Here is an 18,775-nt window from a genome sequence, read left to right as displayed (position 1 = left end):
CCACAATACCCTATGGATAGGTAATCCCCGGCGGATTCACCTCGGATGCCGCAACCGCCTCATCCTTCTCTCCCCAACGAGTCAATACCTGCTGGTATTCACCACTTTTGGCTGCGCCATCAAGCGCTGCCTGCAACGCATAAACCAGGCCATTGCCCTTTTTTGTGGTGGTGGCGACAAAAGCCTTCTTTGGCCCTAATCCGACCACGCTGGTTTTGCCCGTCAGCGCCGCCTTGTAGGCGGAAACGCTTTGCGGCCCGAAGAAGACGTCCGCGCGGCCAGACTGAATATAGAGGTTACCGGAAGCATCATCTGTCAGATAGATTGGCTGCGCCGGTGCGCGCCCGGCCTGTTGGTTTTGCTTGTTCCAGCCCAGCAGGATTTTCTCCTGATTGGTGCCGGAGCCTACTATCACTCGCCGCCCCGCCAAGTCTTGCGCTTTGCTGATGGCCTTAATATCGCTCCCTGCCTTTACTGAAAAAGCGAGCGAGTCCACGCGATAGGTCGCAAAATCAAACTTCTCTTTGCGTTGTTCGGTCACGGCGATATTCACCAGCGCCACGTCATAGCGGCCCGAGGTGATGCCAAGCGGCCAGTCCTCCCATGCTGTGGGCACCAGTTTAAGCTTCAGCCCCAGGCTATCGGCGAGCAGGCGTGCAATATCCGGATCGCTCCCGATACGCGTTCTGTTGTCGCTCGCCAGCATCGCCAGCGGCGGCGAATTGAGGGCCGATATAGCGACGGTCAGCGTCCCTGGCTCAACAAATTTAAACGCCGCCGGGAGTTTGCTGATGGCCTGCGGGTTTTTAGCCGTATGAATCGGCCGTTCGTTAGCGTTAAGATCGATGCCCTCGCCTGCCAGCGTGGCGGCGCTAAACAGCATCAGCGCCAGTGCTGCTGATTTCATCTGCGATCCTTAAAGTACTTTGGATAAAAATTGCTGCGTGCGCGAATGTTGCGGATGGTTCAGCACTTCTTCGCTGCTGCCCTGCTCAACGATTTTCCCGTCGACCATAAACACCACCCGATCGGCCACCTCACGGGCAAAACCAATCTCGTGCGTAACGACCACCAGCGTGGTGCCCGAGCGGGCCAGCTTTTTGATGACATCAAGGACTTCACCCACCAGCTCCGGATCGAGTGCCGACGTCGGTTCATCAAACAGCATCACGCGAGGACGCAACGCCAGCGCGCGCGCAATAGCGATACGTTGCTGCTGTCCACCGGAGAGATGGCGGGACCAGGCATCGGCTTTATTGCGCAGGCCCACCACACCCAGCAGTTCGTAAGCGCGTTCAATAGCGGCCTTGCGGTTGAGCTGTTTGTGGGCAATGGGCGCTTCAATCAGGTTTTCAAGCACCGTGAGATGCGGAAACAAATTGAAATTTTGAAAAACGTAGCCCACGTTGATGCGCTGGCGCAGGATCTCTTTTTCCTTCAGCTCATAAAGCTTGTCCTTCGCCAGACGGTAGCCAATGTAGTCGCCGTCTATCTGAATAAACCCTTCGTCCACGCGCTCTAAATGATTAATCGCACGCAGCAGGGTGGATTTCCCCGATCCGGACGGCCCGAGAATGACCGTGACCGAACCCGGCGGCAGTTCGAGGGACACATTATCCAGCGCTTTATACCGACCAAAATATTTACTGACGCCGGTAATGGAAATATGCCCCGGCTGATTAAGGGACTGATGCATGTACTGCCTCCTGAGTCTGTAATGCAGGCGGGCCCGAAACGATGCGTGCCGGGCTTTGCTGATTGATGGCCGAACGGCGTTCGCTGCGGGCAAGCCAGCGTTCAACCAGATGCTGGATCAGCGACAGGAAGCTGGTGATCGTCAGATACCAGGCCGCGCCCACCATCAGTAAAGGGATCACTTCCTGGGTGCGGTTGTAGATCATCTGGATGGTGTAGAACAGTTCCGGCATCGCCAGCACGTAAACCATCGCCGTGCCTTTGGCGAGGCTGATGATTTCGTTAAAACCAGCCGGTAAAATAGTGCGTAAAGCCTGCGGCAAAATAATGCGCACAATGCGTCGCCACGCGGGCAGGCCAAGCGCCGCAGCCGCCTCGTACTGGCCGTGATCGACCCCCAGGAAACCGCCGCGAATAATTTCTGCGGTATAGGCGCTTTGTACCAGCGTCAGCCCGACAACCGCCGTGGAAAACTGCCCAAGGACGTTAATCGTTTCGTAGCTGCCCCAGGTGATAGCCGTAAACGGAATACCAAGCGACAGCGTGTCGTACAAATAAGAGAAGTTGTAGAGAACAATGAGCACCACAATCAGCGGCAGCGAGCGGAACAGCCAGATATAACCCCACGCCAGCGCGTTAAGCAACCAGGATGAAGAGAGCCGCGCCAGTGCGAGCACGCCGCCAATTATCACGCTCAGAACGGTGCCGATTAGCGTCAGCAGTAGCGTTTGCGCCAGCCCTTCCAGGATTACAGGATCAAAGAACCAGCGTGCAAACACGCCCCATTCCCAGCGCGGGTTAAAAGCGACCGACTGAATAACGATCGCCAGCACAAACAGCGCCACAATAGCTCCGACTGCGCGCATCGGATAACGTGCCGGTACAACCTTAATGGTGGATGGTGTAGTCATATCAGATCCTCAGGCGGTTTTGCTCTGGCTTGCGAGCGTCAACAGTTTGGTAAAGCGCAGGCGCCCGTCGTAAGGCTCAACGCTGTACTCCTCCGGATCGCGATGGATATCAAACTGCGGCTCGTAGCCCTGGCCCAGATAGAGTTTCACCGCTTCCGGCTGGCGAAAACCTGTCGTCAGGTAAACCTGGCTGTAACCAGCGAGCAGCGCCCTGCTTTCCAGCTCGCGCACAATCCGCCCGGCCAGCCCCTGTTTGCGCAGGGAGGCATGAGTCCAGATGCGCTTAAGCTCGGCGGTATTTTCATCAAAAGGCTTATAGGCGCCGGTCGCGATAATCTCGCCGTCGCGTTCAAGCACAATAAACAGGCCTTGCGGAGCCAGATACCACTCGGTGAGTTCTGCTTCCGCGTCGCGGGAAAAGTAATCGCCGTAACGCGCTTCGTATTCACCAAACAGCCCGGTGATAATGGGCTGTAGCTCTGGCGCTTCGGGGGAAATATCACGGAACTGTTCGCTCATCACTTTCTCCTTAGTCGCCAAGGCCTGCCGGATTGATTTCAGAAGATGGGATCTGCTCAACGCTTTCCCCCCAGCGGCCCAGCACTTTGTTGTAATCACCGTTTTTAATCACACCGTTAAGCGCGGTTTGCACCGGCTCTACCAGGCCGCCGCCTTTTTTCAGCGTCACAGCGATATGCGCAGCCTTCGGCCAGCCGCCGTCTACGCTGCCTACAAGGCGCGTTTTACCGGTCAGCGCCGCTTTCCATGCGCCAATCACGTTCGGGCCAAAGAAGGCATCGGCCCGGCCAGATTGCAGCGCCAGCGTCTGGGCGGCGTCGTCTTTGGTATAAACCGGCGTGAACGGCTTCAACCCTTTCTTCTGATTTTCAGCATCCCACGCCAGCAGGATGGATTCCTGATTAGTCCCGGAGCCTACAATGATGCGCAGGCCTGCAATGTCTTCGGCTTTTTCAATTGCCTTAATCGGGCTGCTTGATTTCACATAGAAGCCAAGCGAGTCTTTGCGGTAGGTGGCAAAGTCGAATTTTTCTTTGCGCTCTCTGGTGACGGTAATATTGCTGATAGCCGCGTCGTACTTACCGGAGGTGACGCCCAGCGGCCAGTCTTCCCATGAGGTTGGCACCACGTTCAGCTCAAGGCCGAGGCTGTCTGCCACAAGGCGGGCGATATCTACCTCGCTGCCGAGCAGCGTTTTATTATCGTCGGCAAAGACGGTGAGCGGAGGCGAATTGAGCGCCGCCACCGCCACGGTAAATTTACCCGGCACGGCAAAACGATAATCTTTGGGTAACTCAGCAATAGCCTGCGGATTTTTAGCGGTATTGACCGGGGTTTTATTGGCTTCGAGGCTTACTCCCGCGCCGTTAATCGTGACGTCCTGCGCCAGCACGGCGGTCGGGGAGAATGCCAGAGCAACGGCTAAAATGAGCGATGATTTCTGCATAGCGTGTTCTCTTTTATAAGTTATTGTTGTATGAACTGATTTACCGGGGCGGACAGGCCCAGGCTTTCGCGCAGGGTGGTGCCGGGGTATTCCTTACGGAACAGCCCGCGGGCCTGCAACACCGGAACCACTTCATCCACAAAACGTGGGAATGTATCCGGCGTGCCGCCCTGGATGATAAAGCCGTCGGCGGCGAAACTTTCGAACCATGCCTGCAATCCGTCGGCTACCTGCTGCGCCGTGCCGGAAAAGCGTGGACGCGGCGTCGCTGATTCCAGCGCGACCTGGCGCAGTGTCAGGTTACGTTCACGGGCATTGCGTTTGATTTCGTCTGTCGTACTGCGAAAGCTGTTCTGCCCGAGATCGCTAATATCCGGGAACGGCGCGTCCAGCTCGTACTGGCTAAAGTCATGATGCTCAAAGTAGCGCCCCAGATAATTAAGCGCGTCCTCAACGGAAACCAGCGCGGCGGTAGTCTGATACTGGTTTTCCACATCCTGTGCGTCAGTCCCTACAATCACGCTGACGCCCTGGAAAATATGCAGCTCTTCAGCCCGGCGGCCGTGAGCGGCAAGCTGGCTTTTCACATCGCGGTAAAAATATTGCGCTTCTTCCAGCGTTTCATGATGGGTAAATATGGCATCGGCATGGCGTGCGGCTAATTTTTTGCCGTCGTCCGAAGCCCCTGCCTGAAATATGATGGGTCTGTCCTGCGGCGTACGGCTAATATTCAGCGGACCTGCTACTTTGAAGAAGTCGCCGTGGTGATTAAGCGTATGTAATTTATTTGCGTCAAAGAATTTGCCGCTTGCCTTATCCCGAATAAAGGCGTCCTCTTCCCACGAATCCCATAGTCCTTTGACGACGTCCAGATATTCATCCGCAATGCGATAACGCAGCGCGTGTTCAGGATGTTTATCGCGGGAGAAATTTTTCGCCGAGCCTTCCAGCGGAGAGGTCACCACATTCCAGCCCGCACGCCCGTGGCTCAGATGGTCAAGGCTTGCAAACTGCCGCGCGACGGTAAACGGCTCGCTGTAAGAAGTTGATAACGTCCCTACCAGACCTAAATGCGTGGTCAGGCTGGCCAGCGCTGATAGCAGCGTCAGCGGTTCAAAACGATTCAAAAAATGCGGGATGGATTTTTCATTAATATATAAGCTGTCAGCGACAAATAAAAAATCCAGCTTTCCCTCTTCGGCCTTCTGTGCGGTACTTTTAACAAACTCAAAATTAATACTCGCATCGGCAATGGCTGCCGGGTGTCGCCATGCAGACATATTTCCCGATGCGCCGTGTAATATAGTGCCAAGTCGTAATTGCCGTTGTTCAGACATTATTTATCCTCATCTTCAGGGCGCAAGATCCCCGGGCCGTTATTTCCCGGGTCTACCGTTCTGGATTAGCTTTCGAGTAAAGCCTGTTCGGCGAGCGAAGCGAAATATCGTGCCGCATCTTCTATTAATGTTTCATTCGGGTTATATGCCGGATGGTGCAGGCCATAACTGCTGGCGCTGCCAATGCTGACAAACGCGCCGGGAATAGCGTTGAGATAAACCGCGAAATCTTCGCCGCCCATATGCACATCGGCGGTCCGGGTGTGATATCCGACGTCGCGTGCCACGCGGGTGGCAAAAGTGGCCCATTTTTCATCGTTGACGAGAGTCGTAGGACCAGCAAACCATTCCACGTCTATCTGAGCGCCAAAAGCACTGGCAAACCCGCTCGCAAGTTCACGGATACGCTTTTCCACCTGACGCTGAACCTCCGGCTGATGGGTGCGCACCGTTCCCTCAAGTTCCACCGTTTCCGGCAGCACGTTCCAGGTATTACCGCCCTGAATACGCGTTACGCTCACCACGACCGATTCCAGCGTACTGATATTGCGGCTGGCAACCGATTGCAGGGCCGTCACTAGCTGGCTTGCCAGCACAATCGAGTCGTTACCTTCATGAGGGCGTGCCGCATGTGCGCCTTTTCCCTTTACGCGAATAACGAAGCGATCGACGTTGGCGTAAAACGCGCCGCCTCTGGTGGCGAACGATCCTACGGGTAAACCCGGTTCGTTATGCATGCCAAAAATAGCGCTGACGCCTTCGAGCGCTCCGGCTTTAATGATGGCCCTGGCGCCGGTAAAATTCTCTTCTGCGGGTTGAAAGATAATCCTTACCCTGCCCGGCAATTGATTTTCATGTTCTTTAAGCAACAGTGCCGCGCCGAGCATGACGCTGCTGTGTACATCATGCCCGCAGGCGTGCATCACGCCGGGCCGCCGTGAACGAAAAGGAACGTCGCTTGTTTCAACGATTGGCAGCGCATCAATATCTGCACGCAGCGCGATAACCTTCTCTCCCTTTCCCACTTCGGTTACCACACCCGTCGTGAGCTGATAAGGCAATAAGCGTAACCCTGCGCCTTCAAGCCAGTGGCGAATACGTTCGGTGGTCTCCACCTCCTGACCTGAAAGTTCCGGATGCTGATGCAGCTCGCGTCGCCAGTCGATTAATTGTTGCCCGAATGTCATACCGCTCCCCTTACCAGGCTTCATGTTCAGCGACAAAGTCAGCGGTTACCGTTGCCGGGCGACTCCCGGCCAGCAAACGTAGCGACAGGATGCGGGCCTGGCGTTCGGCAATCGGCGTATCGATAATGAATTCGTCGATGCCAAACTCCTGCTGTAAAGCCGCAAGCTGCGCGTGTACGTTTTCGGCGGTGCCTTTGAGCAGCGAAAGTTCGCGTCGTTCAATGCGTATGGCCGGGCTACCCGCCTGGCGCGCGAATGCCTGCGCCATGGCTTCGCTCGCCACGCTCGCGCGCTGGCCGTTTTCCAGTTCGACGGCCCAAATTTCCACCTGTGTTGCGAGCTCGTCTGCTTCTGCGGCGGTACTGGCGACAATAGCCTGCACGGCCACAATAGCGTCGCGCTGGCTTCGTTCACGCCATATACGCAGCACTTTACCCAGCAATGCTTTGTCGCCGTTGAGATGGGCGGCAAAGACAAATTCCCAGTCGAGCTGTGCGGCAAGCAACGCGCTTTCCGGGCTTGCACCAAGCAAAAACCGCCCTGCGCTCTGTCGGGGAATGGGCGTCGCACGTAGCGCATCTTCATCCTCTTCCGCCGCAGGCAGTGACAGCCAGTTATCAAGCTGGGCAAGCCGATCGGCAAAGGATGCTTTCTCGTCCTGATGCAGCCCGTTCTGTAAGGCGCGGGTGGAAAGTGGCAGACCGCCGGGAGCTTTGCCCACACCAAGATCCACACGACCCGGAGCAATAGACGCCAGCAAATTAAAATTCTCTGCCACTTTGTATGGACTGTAGTGTTGCAGCATCACGCCGCCGGAGCCGACACGGATATGCCGGGTCTGACCAATAATCCAGGCGATCAGCAGTTCAGGTGAAGGACTGGCGAGGCGTGATGTGTTGTGGTGTTCGGCAATCCAGAAACGGTGATATCCCCAGCTTTCCGCCTGTTGCGCAAGGCTGAGGGTGTGCTTTAACGCATCCGCTGGCGTTTCATTTTTAGCGACCGGGCTTTTATCCAGCAGACTGATTCGGTAGGACATGTCACGCACTCGATTTAATTAACATGCCGTCATTAATAAAGTGTCGTGCCGTTTATGAGAAACAATTATTTTACCTTTGGTTAGTTAAAAACCGGCAAAGAAAAGCCATAGTTTGTGTGGGTTACCTCCGTAACCCGCTCAGATTTTCGTTGATGCGACCGGCCACAACGCGTATCTCATTGCGGGGGATGTCATCCGCCAGTTCATTTGCCACGGTGATAAATCCACAGGCAACCTCTGCGACTTCTTCGATGATCGGCTTCATAACGCTGGCGTTGATGCCCGCGTTTTGCGCCGCCTTTAACAGTATTGAGCGCGTAATGCGCGTGCCGTGCCCCATGACTGCGGACTGATGTTCGCCTCCCGGCCCGTCCTGGAACGTTAAATCGTAAGCCGGGGAAACTTTCCATTCTCCTTCCTCGTTCAGCACAAACGAGAAGTTCTTCGCGTGATCGTCACGGTTATTCATCAACACGTTAAAGACCATGCGGCGAGCCTGAACCTCTCTTTCTTTAACGTCTCGGGTAATAAGGCTGGTTGCTCTGAGGATTTGCGTATAGTCCAGGCCCGGCAGGCGAAAATCTGCGTGTAGCGCCCCCGCCATGCTTAGAACAGGAATACGCATGCCTGCTTGCCTGTCAAAGCGGCGCACGCCGAAGGCGGCCAGCCCGCCATCAAGCCTGAAATACTGGCTGACCGGAAACTCAATACCCGCCCGCCTGGCCATGCGGGCATAAATTTCTTCCATGGCGCATACCCAGGCTTCTTCCTGCGCTGACGGAAACTTAACCAGCCAGGGCTCGCAGCCAGCAACCGGCGTGGTACCCATATCACCGGTAATAGCGTTGTATTCAACTACGGCTTTAGGCCGCGCGCCGTGCGGGGATCCGCCCAGACGAACCAGCTCACGTAACGCATCGGAATGCTGACCCGTGACTTCCTGCCGAACTTCCTGCGCCAGCTCCCGCAGATTGTGAATGTTGTATTCATCATCCTGTTTATCCGGCAGGCTTAGCAAAGGACGATAAGTCAGCGCACCCATGGTGTCTTCACCCAGCAAAGCCAGACGGTCAAGCACGGAGACGCTGGCAGGTTCAAACTGGTTTCGCCGCAGCAGCCTGTCCATAAGCAGACGCCCCCAGCCATCAGGAAGCGAATCGGCCACAAAGCCGGGTAGCCGTTCCTGATGCGGCTCGAAATCAGCGTAGGTTTCCGCACTCAGCGGAAGCTGGAGCGGTGAAAATTCAATGCCCCGATCCAGCGCTTCTGCGCTGAACTCAAACAGCCAGCGGCCCCGGACAGTTCCTTCAGCCAGCCTGCCCAGCGCCCATTCTTCGCCCCATCCACGATAGATAACTTCTAAATTACGTAACGGTTGATAGATCATGAATTACTCTCCCGGGCGATTTTCCTGGGGCGTGTGGCTTTGCGGGCGCGCTGGCGAGCAGGCGCCCGTAACGCTTCGAGTTGGGCTATCGTTAACGGCTGGGGTACGAAAAGAGATTGCAGCTCTTTTTCCAGCCGCAGGGCATAAACCACCTTCATGAAGTTTTCCAGCGAACCTGTTCCCTGGCCTTCGAGTTTTTTCAGCGCGGAAACAGAAATACCGGCTTTTTCGGCAAGCGTTTTCTGCAGCAAATTACGACGCAGACGCTGGTCGCGTAGACGGCGGCCAAGCTCGGCAAGCAGTTCAGCTTCTGTGTACAGGTTAAGAGCCACAAATACACCTCTTATATTGGTAAAGCGGGGATAAGGGGTTTCTATGAAGCTCTAATGATAGCACACAAGCAGCGGTGCCGGAGAAAGATAAGAGCGCCGTAAGAAGCTCTTAATGACGTAAAAAAGCAATAAGGGCTGCAAAAGCAGCCCTTATTGCTGACAAAGAAGAAAAAAGCGTGATTTTTCCTTCTTTGTGATTATCAGCCGGAAATCAATCCGTTGATTTTCCTTATTTTTTATTCGGTTGTATAGGTTCAACCTGCGGTGGATGAGAGTTTGTCATCAGTCTGAAGGGCTGCAAAAGCAGCCCTTATTCAGCAAGAGAAAATTAGAAGGTTTCCCAGTTTTCATCCGTGGTGCTGGTTTGCACAGGTTTACGCGGCGCAGCGGTGGAGGCTGCGAGCTTTGGAGACTTCAGCTCGCGTTTCTCTTTAACGGCATTATGCGTAATACGAAATACTGATACGGCCTGCGTCAGACGGCTGGCCTGCTCTTCAAGCGCGGCGGCAGCGGCGGCGGACTCTTCCACCAGGGCGGCGTTCTGCTGGGTTACGCGGTCCATTTCAGAAACGGCCAGCCCTACCTGGTCGATGCCACGACTCTGCTCATCGGAAGCAGAGGCGATTTCGCCCATGATATCGGTTACACGCGTAACGGCATTCACGATTTCTTCCATCGTTTCACCCGCACTTTCCACAAGCGTGGAACCGGTATCAACTTTGTTGACCGAGTCTTCAATCAGACTCTTAATCTCTTTTGCCGCCTGGGCGCTACGCTGTGCCAGGTTACGCACTTCGCCCGCCACAACAGCAAAACCACGACCCTGCTCACCGGCGCGAGCGGCCTCAACGGCGGCGTTCAGCGCCAGAATATTGGTCTGGAATGCGATGCCGTCGATAACGCTTGTGATATCAGCAATTTTTTTGGAGCTGCCGGCGATATCGTTCATGGTACGCACGACGTTATCCACCACTTTGCCGCCCTTCTGTGCGGTTTCAGAGGCGCTTAATGCAAGCTGGCTTGCCTGACGGGCGTTTTCGGCGTTTTGCTTAACGGTCGCCGTGAGCTCTTCCATGCTGGCCGCGGTTTCTTCCAGCGAAGCCGCCTGCTGCTCGGTACGGGAAGAGAGATCGTTGTTGCCCATGGAAATCTCGCTTGCGCCGCTGTAAATAGCGTCCGCGCCGTTACGCACATCGCCCACGGTGGTAACCAGTTCGGCCTGCATGTTTCTCAGGCTGTCTGCCAGTTGCCCCATTTCGTTGGTGCCTTCTACCTCAATTTTGCGCGCCAGATCGCCGCTGGCAATATGACGAATATTCGCAATCAGGCTGTTTAACGGCGCGAGAAGCGTAGTTTTTATGCCCAACCAGACGATAACGATCGCCACCAGCACGACAAGCAGGATCGCTATCAGGAGCCAGATAGCCATGTTGTAGGAGCTATTATTATCATCAACGGCCAGCTGATAGAGACGGTCGTTCTGATCGAGGTAACTGACGTACTGCTGCTCAAAACCATCCTGATATTTCTGAGTGGGCTGGTCAAAGAATGCGTTGATTTTACCCGCGCCCAGTAACTGGATAAGCTCGGCAAGCGCACCGTGGTAAATATCGTAGTTACGCTTGATCTCCCGCGTCGCCTCGTCGCTTTGACGTGGGTCGCGAGGAAGAACTTCATAAGCGGCCCATTGCTCTTCGGCACGCTTCAGAGAAACGCTGGCGCTTTGCATCAGTTCGTTTACCGTCGAGCCGCTGCCGGTGTTGGTGGTATCCATCATATAGCGGATCCCGGCACGGTTAAGGGTATTACGGGTTTGCAGCAGTGCGACCCAGCTGCCATTCAGCGTGGACTGCTGCTGGCGGATGGTTTGCAGAACGGTGAAATTTTCCTTGTCATTTTTCAGGGCGTTAAAGAACAAACCGCCAGACGTTAATTGTAAGAGACCGAATAACCCCAGCACAAAGAACAGGCTGGTTACCACTTTTATACGATTTAACATGGGTTTCCATTCTAATTACGACAGATACACGGGATATATCGGCGTGTCAGGAAATAACTTTATGCTTATTGTTTCTGTTAAACCGAGAAAATAATGCGTCGTCCCGATACCGGGACGACGGACGAAAGGTCAGCTACGTTCGATGTCTTTCGCAGCCTGATCGAGAGTATCGATAATTTTATACAGCGTCTCTTTCGGGATATCGCCCTTAGCCAGCTTTGTATTAAGCGCAAGCTTAAAATTATGGATTGCACGCTGCACCTCGGGGATACGGCGGTTATCACCCAGCACGCCAAGCGAAGCCAGGCGGTTTATGACAGCGGTGACGTCTTCTCGCTGCTGTTCGAGTGACGTTTTACCTTCTTCCGTCAGCTGCCAGATTTTTTTACCCCCCGCAGAATCCGCAGCCCGGATAGCGCCCGTCTCTTCAAGCAGCGTCAGGTTAGGATAAATAATACCGGGGCTTGGCACATACTCTCCGCCGGCCAGCGCTTCAATGGATTTGATTAACTCATAACCGTGCGCGGGGCTTGCGGAAAGAAAATTTAGCATCAGCAGGCGAATATCTTGCGCGTCAAATAGCCTTTCACGGCGTGGACGTCCCCGGCCTTCTGCATGGCCGCCGTGATGTCCGTGTCCGCCGTGAATACCCTGTTTTTCATGTTTTTCACGGTGCGTATGTAATAAATGGTGAGTGCGCATAATTAATCTCCTATTTATTGTGCCAGTAGGCCACGGCACGCACGTAATCCGCGTCCAGAGTATGGGAGGCCAGCAGGCCATCGTTAAGGCGTTTTACCTCTTCGCCTTCGCCGGTTATCCATATGAAATAGTCCTCAGCGGGAACAGCGAGATTTTTTAGCTTCCCGGCAATCGCTTCGCCATCAAGCCATTCAATCTTAGCGCCGGTAAACTCGCTCAGGTACGACCGGGTTCCGCTGTGACGGCTATTCACCAGCACCTGCGGGATAATATTTACGGGCAGGGACAGCAGGCGGCGGCGCACTGCCGGTAAGCCGCTTTCGTCGCAGACATAAAGTTGCCAGCGATAGTCGGTTGGGATAACAAGCGATCCGCGAGGCCCGCCGATTATGAGCGTGTCGCCCTCTTTCGCCGCCGTTGCCCAGTTGCTCGCCACGCCGCCGTCGTGAATGTAAAAGTCGATAGTCAGTTCGTTGCTCGCGGCATCAAACGCCAGCGGCGTGTAGTCGCGCGAGACCGGACGCGGCCCGTCACCCCACTGGATGCCTTCGCTGGTGATTTCTGGCAGTACAAGTTTGCCGTCGCTGTCCGGGAAGAACACTTTGACATGGTCGTCAAAGCCCAGGGAGGTGAAGCCAGCAAGCTGTTCGCCAGTAAACACAATACGGTAGAAGCATTCAGCGACCGTCTGTTTGCTTTTAACGGTTAACTCTCGAAATTTCAGCTCGTTTTTGACGCGTTTCGGTAATTTAGATTTGCTTTGTTGTGGGTTCATAGGGTGCTCTTTTTGGTTTTTAAAATATATCACAGACATGTTTTAGCACACGTAAAACGGCTTGTCTTTATCAAATTGCGGGGTTAACGAATAGAGAAACGAGGAGAGGTAACCGTTGCGGCATCCCGCTACCGGGATCGCAAATTGACAAACCCATACGATTCAAAGCTTCCCTTTCGCCCCGGCACGTAACTAGACTGGCTATGGCATTATTGAAGTACGCCTGGTCACACTCCATCCATCGACTCACCGTCCAGGGAGGTTTGAAATGTTTCCTGAATACCGCGAACTGATCGCCGAGCTAAAATCCGCCAATCCCCGCTTTCTCAGCCTTTTCGATAAACACAATCAGCTCAACCATGAAATTTTGCGCAGGGAAGGCCCGCAAGGTACGGGTTACAATGAAAAGGTTATGCAGATGAAAAAAGAGAAACTGAGGCTGAAAGACGAACTTTATCAGATGTTAAAGCAGGCCAGCCGGTAAGCTTTTTCGAGGAAGGGACGCTTCCCTTCCTCGTGGTTTTTACCCCGCTCCGGGGAAATTTCGCAGCTGGGTTCTATATTAATCCGCTATTACCCGTTCAAACGAGATAACGTACAGCTCGTTAAGGCCCGGATAAATTTCGCCAATCACTTCCTTGAGCTGCGGCAACGTCATGTTTTCCTGGCGGGCGTGCTCCTCTGTCAGCTCGCTAAGCATCACGGGCACCACGCTTTTCACGTCGATAGTGCAGAAAAAAACATCGTCTTCATACCGCCCGACGCGTAAACGCTGTCCCGGACGGAAATGGGATTCTGCTTCATCACGTAGCGTGATGGTTTTGCGGCCTGTAACGATGTCAGCCTCAAAGCGCTGGAAAAAAGTAATGTCGTTCATGACGGCTTCCTGTGAAATTTATTCGGGATGCGTATATCTTACCGTTGCTCAGACAAATGTCGCCACTGGCGCGCCTGCCGGAACAGATAACCGTGCTGGATATCGTCGTCGCCATCAACGGCCAGAAGAGTATGCAATGGGATCCGCCAGCGTCTCGCCGCGTGAATCCCCGCCCGAGTGGGGCTGCGAAGGGATCTGCGGCATTCGCGCCGCGATGAATACCGCCCAGCAATGCACGGAAGAAGCGCTGGCGCAGCATACCATCCTGGGTTTATCCCGCCGCGTGTTTCGTAAAGCTCCCGATGCGTTCGTGGTGGAAGTGCATGACTGGATCCGCGGCAGACGCACTGCGGGGATTAAGCATCTGTAACCAGATTTCCAGCCAATAAAAAAGGCCATCCGATGGAGATGGCCTTTAGCGTTTTAACTGAAGTTACTCTTGTGGAACTGAGTCAATCTGATAGTCACCTCCGTTTCATCGCTGTACTGAGCTCAACATACCCTTCTCATCCGGCAAGAAACAAAACCTGTCTCACATTTTTTGCACAGGCCCGCCTGACGACTTCTGCTCAGAACAGTGAGAACATCAGCGCAACGGGAAAGCTCATCGGCCAGGTCGCGCCCACCAGCACAGAACTTAACAGTTTGATTCGTTTACTGTCGCGGGCGAGAAACCAGGTAATAAAGGCAGAGATTAACGACATTAAGGCGTAAAAAACCAACATATGTTGATAAAGCGTCATACAAATTTTTACAAGCTGATAAGGAATTTAGCAAATTATGCTCTTTTTTTATGAAGTAGATCAAGTTTTCAACAAGCGGCGAGGCGAGTGGCGTGTACGCTTACCCGCCTTTCGATAGCAAGTCGCCTAATGCTTAATCATCACGTGCCGGATTACGGTGTAGTCCTCAAGCCCGAACAGGGACATATCCTTGCCGTAGCCCGAGAGCTTCTGCCCGCCATGCGGCATTTCGCTGACCAGCATAAAGTGCGTGTTAACCCAGGTGCAGCCGTATTGCAGCCTGGCGCTCAGGCGATGCGCGCGCCCTACATCCTGCGTCCAGACAGATGATGCCAGCCCGTAAGGAGAATCGTTCGCCCAGTCCAGCACCTGCTCTTCGTCGTTAAAGGATGTCACGCTCACTACCGGGCCGAAGATCTCTTTCTGGACGATATCATCTTCCTGTTTTGCTCCGGCAAGCAGCGTCGGCTGGAAGTAATATCCCGGCCCTTCAACCTTCGCTCCGCCCGTCACGACTTTGATATGCGCTAAGGCTTTGGCGGCATCCACCGCTTTGCTCACCCGCTCAAGATGCGCCTGAGAACTCAATGGTCCAAGTTCCGTAGATTCCTCTGCCGGCGCGCCATATTTCAGGCTTGCGACGGCCGCAGCAAGCTTTTCGACCAGCTTGTCGTAAATGCCTGTTTGCGCGTAGATACGGCAGGCCGCGGTGCAGTCCTGCCCGGCGTTGTAATAGCCAAAGGTGCGCACGCCTTCTACTACGGCATCCAGATCCGCATCGTCAAATACGATAACCGGCGCTTTGCCGCCCAGCTCCATATGCGTGCGCTTAATTGACGGCGCGGTGTGGCTGATGATGTGCTCACCCGTGGCGATAGAGCCGGTGAGCGAAACCATACGTACTTTTGTATGCCCGGTCAGCGCATCGCCTACCGTCTGCCCGCGGCCGAACAGCACGTTCAGCACGCCCGCCGGAAAAATATCTTTCGCCAGTTCGGCAAGCTTCAACGCGGTCAGCGGCGTAATTTCCGAAGGTTTGATAACCACGCAATTTCCCGCTGCGAGCGCGGGGCCAAGCTTCCAGGCCGCCATCATCAACGGATAGTTCCAGGGAGCAATAGAGGCCACGACGCCTACGGGATCGCGGCGAACCATCGAGGTGTGCCCGCTCAGATATTCTCCGGCGGCAAGGCCATTCAGACAACGGCTTGCCCCGGCAAAAAAACGGAATACATCCACAACCGCCGGGATCTCATCATTCAGAGCGCAGTGCTGTGGTTTACCGCAGTTAAGCGATTCCAGCCGGGCAAACGTTTCCGCGTTTTGTTCAATCACGTCGGCGAGCTTTAAAAGATGCTCGGCGCGCTCTTTTGGCGTGGTTTGCCCCCAGCTTCGGAAGGCCGCGTCCGCCGCGAGCACCGCATCGTTAACCTGCTCTACGGTGGCTTCTGCTATCTCCAGCAGCACCTCACCGGTGGCCGGATTATAAACCGGCAGCTTTTCACCCAGTCCTTCCACTAACTGGCCATCGATCAACAGTTGGCTTTGCATAGCGATACCCTTCTCAAGTTATTTCCCGCTGCCCGCAACGTCATCTCCGCCGCGGCTCAGCCAGTACGCCCCTAAAATAGGAATGGTGGTCATCAACATTACCAGCAGAGCGACCACGTTGGTCACGGGCACTTCACGCGGCCTGCCGAGCTGATTAAGCAGCCACAGCGGCAAGGTACGTTCATGTCCGGCGGTAAAGGTAGTGACGATAATTTCATCAAACGACAGCGCAAAAGCCAGCATGCCGCCTGCCAGCAGCGCCGAACCCAGATTCGGCAACATCACATAGCGGAAGGTTTGCCAGCCGTCTGCGCCCAAATCCATCGACGCCTCAATCAGGCTGTAAGAGGTGCGTCGAAAACGTGCAATCACGTTGTTGAAAACAATCACCACGCAGAAAGTGGCATGCCCCGTTACGATGGTGAGAAATCCCGGCTCAATGCTCAGCGTTTTAAACGCGGTAAGCAGCGCGATACCGGTGATAATGCCCGGCAGCGCAATGGGCAGCAGCATCAACAAAGAGATGGCGTTCTTGCCGAAAAATTCGCGTCGCCAGAGGGCTGCAGCGGCCAGCGTGCCGAGGATCAAAGCAATTATAGTCGCCAGCGCGGCAACCTTAAGTGACAACGTCACGGCAACAAGGACGTCGCCCCGCGCCGCCGCAACGCTAAACCAGCGCAGCGTCAAACCCTGCGGTGGAAAGCTGAAAGCTGCCTCTTCGGTGTTAAACGCGTAAAGCGCGATAATGAGCAGTGGAAAATGCAGAAAGATCACTCCGCCCCAGGCGGCAATCTTTAGCAGCAGCGGCGCGCGTTCAGAGTGCATCGAAGGCCCCCAGACGTTTAACGATCGTCAAATAAATGGCGATCAGCACAATGGGCACCAGCGTAAAAGCCGCCGCCATCGGCATGTTGCCAATCGCCCCCTGCTGGGAATAAACCATATTGCCGATGAAATATCCCGGCGGCCCCACCAGCTGCGGCACAATGAAGTCGCCGAGCGTTAAGGAAAAGGTGAAAATTGACCCCGCCGCCACGCCCGGAATGGCGAGCGGAAGAATAACGTGGCGGAACGTTTGCGTTGGCCGCGCGCCCAGATCCGCAGAAGCCTGAAGCAAAGAAGGCGGTAGCCGCTCAAGCGCTGCCTGGATCGGCAAAATCATAAACGGCAGCCAGATATAGACAAACACCAGGAAACGTCCTAGCCCCGAGGTGGACAGCGTGTTGCCGCCCACGGCGGGAAGCGTCAGTATCGCGCTCAGCACCGGCTCCAGCCCAAGATGCTGTAAAAACCACTGCGCCACGCCATCGCGCGCCAGCAGCAGCGTCCAGGCATAAGCCTTGACGATGTAGCTCGCCCACATCGGCAGCATCACTGCGATATAAAAGAACGCCTTTAGCTTGCCGCTGGTGTAGCGCGCCATGTAATACGCCATCGGAAAGGCCAGTACCGCGCTTGCCAGCGTGACGGCTATCGCCATGATGAGCGTGCGTAAAATAATGTCGTAGTTGGCCGGGTGGAAAAGCGCCGTCAGGTTTGCCAGCGTCAGATCCGGCGTCACCGACATGGTGAAATCGTCGAAGGTATAGAAGCCCTGCCAGAGCAGCGTCAGCAGCGATCCAAAATAAATCACGCCGAACCACAGCAGCGGCGGCAACAGTAGCAGCGCCAGCCAGAACGCCGGGCGCTGCCAGAGGAAGGTGGCCAGGCGACGCATCAAACGTCGCTCGTTCCGGGCGGCGGGAAGGCTCATATCCATTTCATCCTTCTCCGTGCAGCGGCACCATAGCCGCACGCGGCCAAGCCGCCGTTACCTGTTGCCCAATCTGATAGCGCTCATCAGCGATAAGCCGCTGCGGATTAGCCTCGCTGACCAGCAGCTTTTCACCTCCGGCCAGACGCAATTCCAGCCGCGTGGCAGCTCCCTGGTAATGGATCTCCTGCACCGTCCCAGCGGCCTGAATCTCCCCTTCACTGTCGATAACAATATGCTCCGGGCGCAGTGAAAATAGGCTTTGCTGACCGCAGAGCTTCGCCGCCAGTTCGGGCGCGATAACGTTCGAGGTGCCGACAAAGCTGGCGACAAACGCCGTGCGCGGCTGCATATAAAGCTGGCGCGGCGTATCGACCTGCTCAATGCGTCCGTTATTGAACACCGCCACGCGATCGGACATGGAGAGCGCTTCGCTCTGATCGTGGGTGACGAAGATAAAAGTGATGCCCAGTTCGCGCTGGAGTTTTTTCAGCTCGCCCTGCATCTGCTCGCGCAGCTTCAAATCAAGCGCGCCAAGCGGCTCATCAAGCAGCAGTACGCGGGGACGATTAACCAGCGCACGCGCTAAAGCCACGCGCTGACGCTGCCCGCCAGAAAGCTGCGACGGTTTGCGGGCATGAACAAATCCGAGCGCAACCTGCTCAAGCGCCGCCTGGGCCGCGGCCTGCCGGGTTTTCTTATCGATACCTTTCACCATCAGCCCATAAGCGACGTTTTCCAGCACCGTCATATGCGGGAACAAGGCATAATCCTGAAACACCGTATTCACATCGCGCTGATACGGCGGCACCTCCTGTGCCGGCTGGCCGAACAGAGAGAGTGTGCCGCTGGAAACCTGCTCAAAACCGGCAATCATCCGCAGGCAGGTGGTTTTGCCCGAGCCGGAAGGCCCAAGCAGCGAGAAGAACTCCCCGTCGGCGATATCAATGGACACGCCGTCCACGGCGCGCACATCACCATAAACCCGCGAAACATTATGAAACTGAACGGCGTAAGACATC

The 18,775-nt window shown here is 55.1% G+C and carries 18 protein-coding genes and 2 pseudogenes; 2 read left to right on the top strand and 18 right to left on the bottom strand.

Features of this window, described 5'->3' with window-relative positions; translation table 11 throughout:
* Positions 1-10: 10 nt before the first annotated feature.
* The 12 genes and pseudogenes from E2L00_RS02740 to E2L00_RS02680 form a co-directional block, all read right to left on the bottom strand.
* Positions 11-907 (bottom strand): transporter substrate-binding domain-containing protein, encoded by an 897-nt coding sequence (locus E2L00_RS02740; protein WP_167606645.1) that lies wholly within the window; start codon positions 905-907, stop codon positions 11-13.
* Between the two features lie 9 nt (positions 908-916).
* A complete protein-coding gene (locus E2L00_RS02735; RefSeq protein WP_167606642.1) occupies positions 917-1,696 on the bottom strand; it encodes an amino acid ABC transporter ATP-binding protein in 780 nt (259 codons plus the stop codon).
* Positions 1,680-2,606, bottom strand: a complete 927-nt coding sequence (locus E2L00_RS02730; protein WP_167606639.1) for an amino acid ABC transporter permease — start codon at positions 2,604-2,606, stop codon at positions 1,680-1,682. The genes E2L00_RS02735 and E2L00_RS02730 overlap by 17 nt, the downstream gene beginning before the upstream one ends.
* A 9-nt stretch (positions 2,607-2,615) precedes the next feature.
* The gene (locus E2L00_RS02725; RefSeq protein ID WP_167606636.1) at positions 2,616-3,125 is read right to left on the bottom strand and encodes a GNAT family N-acetyltransferase; all 510 of its coding nucleotides are present in this window, start codon (positions 3,123-3,125) and stop codon (positions 2,616-2,618) included.
* Between the two features lie 10 nt (positions 3,126-3,135).
* Positions 3,136-5,408: pseudogene (locus E2L00_RS21505) on the bottom strand (NtaA/DmoA family FMN-dependent monooxygenase).
* Positions 5,409-5,473: 65 nt separating this feature from the next.
* Positions 5,474-6,595 (bottom strand): amidohydrolase, encoded by a 1,122-nt coding sequence (locus E2L00_RS02710; RefSeq protein WP_167606627.1) that lies wholly within the window; start codon positions 6,593-6,595, stop codon positions 5,474-5,476.
* A gap of 10 nt (positions 6,596-6,605) precedes the next feature.
* Positions 6,606-7,634 carry an MsnO8 family LLM class oxidoreductase gene (locus tag E2L00_RS02705; protein ID WP_167606624.1) on the bottom strand — a complete coding sequence of 343 codons (1,029 nt, stop codon included), beginning with the start codon at positions 7,632-7,634 and terminating at the stop codon, positions 6,606-6,608.
* Positions 7,635-7,755: 121 nt separating this feature from the next.
* Entirely contained in the window at positions 7,756-9,021 is a 1,266-nt protein-coding gene (locus E2L00_RS02700; protein WP_167606621.1) for a type II toxin-antitoxin system HipA family toxin, read from the bottom strand.
* Entirely contained in the window at positions 9,018-9,353 is a 336-nt protein-coding gene (locus E2L00_RS02695; RefSeq protein WP_167606618.1) for a helix-turn-helix domain-containing protein, read from the bottom strand. Before E2L00_RS02695 ends, E2L00_RS02700 begins: the two co-directional genes overlap by 4 nt.
* Positions 9,354-9,681: 328 nt before the next feature.
* Positions 9,682-11,352 carry a methyl-accepting chemotaxis protein gene (gene tsr / locus E2L00_RS02690; protein ID WP_167606615.1) on the bottom strand — a complete coding sequence of 557 codons (1,671 nt, stop codon included), beginning with the start codon at positions 11,350-11,352 and terminating at the stop codon, positions 9,682-9,684.
* A 129-nt stretch (positions 11,353-11,481) separates the two neighbouring features.
* A complete protein-coding gene (locus tag E2L00_RS02685; RefSeq protein WP_167606612.1) occupies positions 11,482-12,054 on the bottom strand; it encodes a PadR family transcriptional regulator in 573 nt (190 codons plus the stop codon).
* Positions 12,055-12,064: 10 nt separating this feature from the next.
* Entirely contained in the window at positions 12,065-12,829 is a 765-nt protein-coding gene (locus tag E2L00_RS02680) for a siderophore-interacting protein (RefSeq protein WP_167606609.1), read from the bottom strand.
* A 268-nt stretch (positions 12,830-13,097) separates the two neighbouring features.
* On the opposite strand from E2L00_RS02680, the gene E2L00_RS02675 reads away from it, so the two are divergent.
* On the top strand, positions 13,098-13,313 hold the full coding sequence (locus E2L00_RS02675; protein WP_167606606.1) for an HP1242/YdcH family protein: 216 nt from the start codon (positions 13,098-13,100) through the stop codon (positions 13,311-13,313).
* Between the two features lie 78 nt (positions 13,314-13,391).
* Here the strand turns inward: E2L00_RS02675 and yqfB are convergent, their stop codons facing one another.
* Entirely contained in the window at positions 13,392-13,706 is a 315-nt protein-coding gene (gene yqfB, locus E2L00_RS02670) for a N(4)-acetylcytidine aminohydrolase (RefSeq protein WP_167606602.1), read from the bottom strand.
* 65 nt (positions 13,707-13,771) lie between these two features.
* Here yqfB and E2L00_RS02665 point away from each other — a divergent pair.
* Positions 13,772-14,076 (top strand): annotated as a pseudogene (locus E2L00_RS02665) (Rrf2 family transcriptional regulator); the annotation flags it as partial.
* Positions 14,077-14,275: 199 nt separating this feature from the next.
* Here the strand turns inward: E2L00_RS02665 and E2L00_RS02660 are convergent.
* The 5 genes from E2L00_RS02660 to E2L00_RS02640 form a co-directional block, all read right to left on the bottom strand.
* Positions 14,276-14,449, bottom strand: a complete 174-nt coding sequence (locus E2L00_RS02660; RefSeq protein WP_167606596.1) for a GhoT/OrtT family toxin — start codon at positions 14,447-14,449, stop codon at positions 14,276-14,278.
* A gap of 126 nt (positions 14,450-14,575) precedes the next feature.
* On the bottom strand, positions 14,576-16,000 hold the full coding sequence (patD, locus tag E2L00_RS02655) for an aminobutyraldehyde dehydrogenase (RefSeq protein ID WP_167606592.1): 1,425 nt from the start codon (positions 15,998-16,000) through the stop codon (positions 14,576-14,578).
* 18 nt (positions 16,001-16,018) lie between these two features.
* A complete protein-coding gene (locus E2L00_RS02650; RefSeq protein ID WP_167606589.1) occupies positions 16,019-16,825 on the bottom strand; it encodes an ABC transporter permease in 807 nt (268 codons plus the stop codon).
* The gene (locus E2L00_RS02645; protein WP_420808828.1) at positions 16,815-17,717 is read right to left on the bottom strand and encodes an ABC transporter permease; all 903 of its coding nucleotides are present in this window, start codon (positions 17,715-17,717) and stop codon (positions 16,815-16,817) included. Before E2L00_RS02645 ends, E2L00_RS02650 begins: the two co-directional genes overlap by 11 nt.
* Before the next feature lie 43 nt (positions 17,718-17,760).
* Entirely contained in the window at positions 17,761-18,774 is a 1,014-nt protein-coding gene (locus E2L00_RS02640) for an ABC transporter ATP-binding protein (RefSeq protein WP_167606586.1), read from the bottom strand.
* Between the last annotated feature and the right edge of the window lies 1 nt (position 18,775).

The organism is Cedecea colo (assembly GCF_011808225.1).
Taxonomy (GTDB): Bacteria; Pseudomonadota; Gammaproteobacteria; order Enterobacterales; family Enterobacteriaceae; genus Dryocola; species Dryocola colo.
This window is presented reverse-complemented; position numbering and strand designations above follow the sequence as displayed.